At 68.8% G+C, this 4,762-nt stretch carries 7 protein-coding genes; 5 read left to right on the forward strand and 2 right to left on the reverse strand.

Features of this window, described 5'->3' with window-relative positions:
* From HMPREF2990_RS12915 to HMPREF2990_RS13275, 3 genes are all read left to right on the forward strand, one after another.
* Positions 1-379: hypothetical protein (locus HMPREF2990_RS12915; protein WP_168167123.1), on the forward strand; the 379-nt coding region annotated here is incomplete at its 5' end.
* The gene (locus HMPREF2990_RS04415; protein WP_066513015.1) at positions 379-996 is read left to right on the forward strand and encodes a hypothetical protein; all 618 of its coding nucleotides are present in this window, start codon (positions 379-381) and stop codon (positions 994-996) included. The genes HMPREF2990_RS12915 and HMPREF2990_RS04415, both read left to right, overlap by 1 nt.
* 85 nt (positions 997-1,081) lie before the next feature.
* Complete coding sequence (locus tag HMPREF2990_RS13275; protein WP_255357142.1) at positions 1,082-1,210, forward strand: hypothetical protein; 129 nt, start codon at positions 1,082-1,084, stop codon at positions 1,208-1,210.
* Here the strand turns inward: HMPREF2990_RS13275 and HMPREF2990_RS04420 are convergent.
* Positions 1,207-1,872 (reverse strand): response regulator, encoded by a 666-nt coding sequence (locus HMPREF2990_RS04420; protein WP_011867674.1) that lies wholly within the window; start codon positions 1,870-1,872, stop codon positions 1,207-1,209. The two genes, HMPREF2990_RS13275 and HMPREF2990_RS04420, sit on opposite strands and share 4 nt — an antisense overlap.
* Positions 1,869-3,260 carry a sensor histidine kinase gene (locus HMPREF2990_RS04425; protein WP_049063040.1) on the reverse strand — a complete coding sequence of 464 codons (1,392 nt, stop codon included), beginning with the start codon at positions 3,258-3,260 and terminating at the stop codon, positions 1,869-1,871. Before HMPREF2990_RS04425 ends, HMPREF2990_RS04420 begins: the two co-directional genes overlap by 4 nt.
* 143 nt (positions 3,261-3,403) lie before the next feature.
* On the opposite strand from HMPREF2990_RS04425, the gene HMPREF2990_RS04430 reads away from it, so the two are divergent.
* Positions 3,404-4,114, forward strand: coding sequence for a phosphatase PAP2 family protein (locus HMPREF2990_RS04430; protein WP_080972059.1), 711 nt, complete (start codon positions 3,404-3,406; stop codon positions 4,112-4,114).
* Positions 4,111-4,762: ABC transporter ATP-binding protein (locus HMPREF2990_RS04435; protein ID WP_070762888.1), on the forward strand; the 652-nt coding region annotated here is incomplete at its 3' end. The genes HMPREF2990_RS04430 and HMPREF2990_RS04435, both read left to right, overlap by 4 nt.

Genomic DNA, 4,762 nt, shown 5'->3' on the forward strand with positions numbered 1-4,762 from the left:
GCAGCTCATCTCGATGATGCTCAAGGCGGGGCTGATCGTCGTCCCGGAGAAGAACCGGAAGGACTTCGGCGAGACGCGCGGCCTGCTCAAGACCGCCTGGCGCGAGTTCCAGGAGTTCCAGGGCCGCTCGCCCATCTGGCGGATGGCGCTGCTGGCGCTCGGCTTCACCGTCGGCTACATGATCTTCCGCTGGGGACTCTCGGTGGCGCTCGGCATCTTCAGCAACGTCTGGATCGCCGGAGCCGCCTCGGCGCTCATCGCGTCCTTCATCGTCGCGCCGCAGCTGTTCACGAACCTGGTCTCGAAGATGAAGACGAAGTCGGGCCTCCAGGTGAAGACGACCACTGGTACGCCCGATGCCGAGAGGGGTGACGTCTGATGACGAAGGCGGCGATCACGACCATCGGCGCAGCACTGCTGGCCGCCGCTGCTCTCGCGCTCAGCGGGTGCAGCTACCCCGGCGACGACGAGGACCGCGCCGCGTTCCATGCCGAAGCGCAGGATCCAGTCCCCTCGGCACCGGCTACCGAGCCTACCGAGCCGGAGACCCCGGCCGAGGAGACCGGCGACGAGAGCACCGAGGAAGGCGGCCAGGGCGAGAAGTCGGGCGCAACCGCGGACCTGGGCGTCGAGGACGGGCATGTCCAGTATCTCCGCGCGATCCAGAACTTCTCGCCCGCGCTTGAGCGCTGGGTGCTCGACGAGGAGGCGGGCGAGGTCACCTACGGGATCGTCAACTGCGCCGGCCAGACGAAGTCCGAGGGCGTCGCCACCCTCGAGCGGGTCGACGGCGGCGATGGAGCAGCGTTCGAGGCGACGTGGATCGGCAAGTCGCCGTTGGAGAACGTCGCGGCGGAATCGATACGCGTCGAGATCACCGAGGACACTTTGAAGAACTTCGCGGACGTTGCGACGTCCAGGACCGACATCGAGGCGAGCAACGTCGCTTCGATGTGCGCCGAGGTCGGCGAGACAGCCGCCGACTTCGTCTTCTGAGAATGACCACAAGAACGCCCCCAGATCTACTCCGGGACCTTCTCCGCGCGAGCAGGGTCGGACGCGACTCGGGAACAATGGTGCCGTGGCAGATTTCGACCTCCTCTGCGCGGCGCTTGTCTCCGCCCCGAAGACACCATCGAAGGTCTCGTCGCGGACGTTCCGAAGCTCCGGCACGACGAAGCCTGATCGTCGTCGTCCCGAGAAGATCTAGGCTCGTCCGGCGCGAAGGGCGATGAGGGCTGCTTCTACGCGGTTGCGCGCTTCAGTCTTCCGCAGGATCGCGGAAACGTGCACCTTGACGGTGCCGGGAGCGAGGTGCAGCGCTTTCGCGATCTCAGCGTTCGTCTCTCCTTGGCTGAGCCGGATCAGAATCTCTCGCTCGCGAGCCGTGAGGCGTTCGAAGCGTTCGACGGCGCTCGCGTACTGGGTGTACGTCGTCGAGACGCCGGAGTCGAGCAGACGCCGGGCGACCGAGGGCGAGAAGAACGCTCCGCGACCGGCGACGGCGTGCACACCGGCGATCAGCTGGCGCGGATCGCCGGACTTGAGGACAAACCCGTCTGCGTCGAGCCGGATGGCCTCGGCGATGTAGTCGTCCTCCCCGAACGTGGTGACGAACAGGCAGGGGAGCGCGCTCCCGTCGGAGCGGAGCCGTTGCAGCGCGTCGAGTCCGCTCATCCCGGGCATCTGGATGTCGAAGAGGGCGACGTCGAGACGGTGCGCGTCGATCTTGCGCAGGGCCTCTGCTCCGTCGGCGGCCTGGGCTACGACCTCGATGGCGGGATCGGTGTCGAGGATCCCGACGATGCCGGTCCTCACGAGGGGGTCGTCGTCGGCGACCAGGACTCTGACCGGGGCCTCGGTCGCTGTCATCGTTGTCCTCCTGCGATGTACTCGGTGCTGGAGACCTCGTCCTGCGCGAAGCAGATCCGGTACACGTCCCCGGCAGCGTCGTCAAAGGTGTTCGCGGTCACGGCGTAGTCGTGGCAGTCGTCCGGTCGGTTCTCGCCCCGCCTGGCCGGCAGCTCGTGGCCGGGCAGGATCCGCTCGGTCTCCGCCCGCGCGTCTCCGACGCTGATGCTTGAGAAGGCCCCTGCCGACAGCAGCGCGCGGTGGTTCTGCACCACCGTCAGCGCCTCGACCGCTGCGAGCCCGACGACGACGATCGCCGCGGTCGAGGCGAGAATCAGTCGCTGGCGGAGCTTCGTTCTGCCGGTCGAGCTCTCATCGACGTCTCTCGTCGCCTCCACAGCGCGATCATCGTGCGTGCTCTGCTCCTGACGGCGAGTCGGGAGGACCGCAGAGAGGACGAACGCACTGTCCGTCTTCTCCGCGGCGAGTTCTCCGCCGTGGGCGCGGAGCTCACTTTCCAAAGTGCTCAGGCCCGTGCCCGCTGTGTGCGCGTCGGCAGGAGTCTCGCCGAGGGCGTTCTCGATCTTCAGACGCAGCTCGGCACCGACGTCGGCAGCGGTGATGTCGATCGGGGTGCCGGGAGCGTGCCTGCTTGCGTTCGTGATCGCTTCTTGTAGGACCCTCGTGACCTGCTCGCCTCCGAAGTCCTGCAGCCGCCTGGGTTCCGGCAGTCCTTGCACGGTGATGCGCGCACCGGCTGCGCGGGCCCGGGCCAGCAGTGCATCGACAGATGCTGCGCCCATTGGCAGCACGGGAGCGCCGGATCTGAGGTCGGAGACGGAGTCCCCCAGGCGTTCGACCGCGTGGGCGAGGTCGTTGCGGGCGTGTAAGAGCGAGGTGCGGGCGCTCTCGGGCAGTGCCGGGTCGATCTCGAGCCGTCCGAGATTGAGCGCGACGAGGCTCAACGAGTGGCCGAGGTCGTCGTGCAGCGACTGCGCGAGGGCGAGCCGGTCGGCGGTGGCGCGCTCCTTGAGCTCGGCCAGGCGCTGGACCTGCCGCAGCTCTCGCTCGCGGTCTGCCCTCCGCCCGAGGACGATGTACTGGCGCACGGCGAGACCGATCAGCCAGGGCACACCAGCGCGCATGAGCGCCGGGGGCAACTCCTCCGCGACGTAGAGCCAGTGCCCGTCGAGCCACGTGGCCCGGGCCATGCTCACGACGACCAGCACTGCCAGTCCTCCCAGGCCCGCGCGCGGACCCCTGGACCAGAGCCCGATTGCGATCGCGGCGATGCCGGTGAGCAGGGCCATGAAGAGGCCCGGCTCCGGCGCGGAGGCCAGCACCCCGAAACCGATCGCCGTTAGCGCGTCGACGCTCCGGCGCGCAGACGGACGATCAATTAGGGTCATGCGCTCCATTCTACCGGGGACCGTGGGCTCGCCGCCTCCCTCGATCGGGCGTGCGCAGCACCTCGCCGGTATGACCGTGGGCATAGACGAGTCGCCCCGCATGGCAGATTCTGAGGCCGAACCGCGTCCATAGCGTGGATTTCATGACTCACGAAACTTCGACGCGCACGCTTTCGACGTCGCGCAGATCCTCGTCCCGCCCCGTGCCGTGGCCCGCGCTGTTGATTGCCGTCGCAGCTCTTGCTGCCCTCGCTCTCGCGACGTATCCGGTGCGTGAGCGCCTCTTCACCGCTGTCGCCGGTCTCGCCGAGGGCTCGGCACTGGCCTCGGCGGTGGGATCCGTGGCCGAATTCGGTCTGCTTGCCCTCGTGGCGACCGCCGGCGTCCTCGCTCTCTGGTGCTGGCTGCGCGAGCGCCGGCGGTTCTGGCTCCTGGCGCTGGCTGGACTCGGCGTGATCACGGCCTACGGATTGAGCGAGGCCGTCAAGCTGCTGGTCGAGGAGCCGCGGCCCTGCAGCGTCGTCGACACTGCCACTGTGCTCAGCTGCCCCGGGAGCGGGGACTGGTCGTGGCCGTCGAATCACGCCGTCCTGGCCGCTGCCTTCGCCACCGCCTGCATCCTCGTCGTCCCCCGCCTCGCCTGGTTCGCGTTGCCTCTCGCGCTGGCGATCGCCGCCTCTCGAGTGGCCGCCGGAGTCCACTACGTCCACGACGTGCTCTCCGGTCTCGCGCTCGGTGCCCTCGTCGTCGCGGCCGTCGTCGCCGCGGCGTCGCCGGTGCTGGACCGGCGTCTGACTGGCGGACGGGACGGCCATCCGGATTCGGCCAGCCGGTCCCAGGGCGGGCGCGCATGATCGAGGTCGACCGTCTCTCGAAGCGCTACGGCCAGGTGACCGTTGTTGAAGGATTGAGCTTCACGGTCCCCGACGGATCCATCACCGGGTTCCTAGGCCCGAACGGAGCCGGCAAGTCCACGACCATGCGATGCCTCCTCGGGCTCCACAAGCCCACCACCGGAACCGTGCTCATCGACGGGCTCCCGCTGACCGCCCAGACGAGGCCGGCCGAGGTCGTCGGAGCCGTCCTCGACGCCTCCTGGTTCCACCCCGGCCGGACCGGACTGGCGCACCTGACGACCATCGCTGCTTCTGCCGGCCTACCCGACCGCCGCGCCTGGGAGGTACTCGAGGCCGTCGCGTTGACCCAGGCAGCTCATCGCAGGATCGGCGGCTACTCGCTCGGGATGAAGCAGCGCCTGGGGCTCGCGGCCGCCCTGCTGGGCAGACCGCGCAACATCGTCCTCGACGAGCCGATGAATGGCCTCGACCCGCAGGGGATGGAGTGGATGCGCGCCTTCCTGCGCGATGCCGCCGCGAGCGGCCACGCCGTCCTTGTCTCCTCCCACCTGCTCGGCGAGATGGAGACCCTCGCCGACCGCCTCGTCGTCATCGACAACGGCCGCTTGCTCGGCCAGTGGGACGTCGCCGATCTTCTGCACGCGC

Origin of the sequence: Corynebacterium sp. HMSC071B10, assembly GCF_001814825.1 — a bacterium.
Taxonomy (GTDB): Bacteria; Actinomycetota; Actinomycetes; order Mycobacteriales; family Mycobacteriaceae; genus Corynebacterium.

What these genes read in the sequence shown, in the direction of transcription:
- HMPREF2990_RS04430 (WP_080972059.1), top strand. Translation starts at nt 3,404, where the DNA reads ATGACTCACGAAACTTCGACGCGCACGCTTTCGACGTCGCGCAGATCC.
- HMPREF2990_RS04420 (WP_011867674.1), bottom strand. Translation starts at nt 1,872, where the DNA reads ATGACAGCGACCGAGGCCCCGGTCAGAGTCCTGGTCGCCGACGACGAC.
- HMPREF2990_RS04425 (WP_049063040.1), bottom strand. Translation starts at nt 3,260, where the DNA reads ATGACCCTAATTGATCGTCCGTCTGCGCGCCGGAGCGTCGACGCGCTA.
- HMPREF2990_RS04415 (WP_066513015.1), top strand. Translation starts at nt 379, where the DNA reads ATGACGAAGGCGGCGATCACGACCATCGGCGCAGCACTGCTGGCCGCC.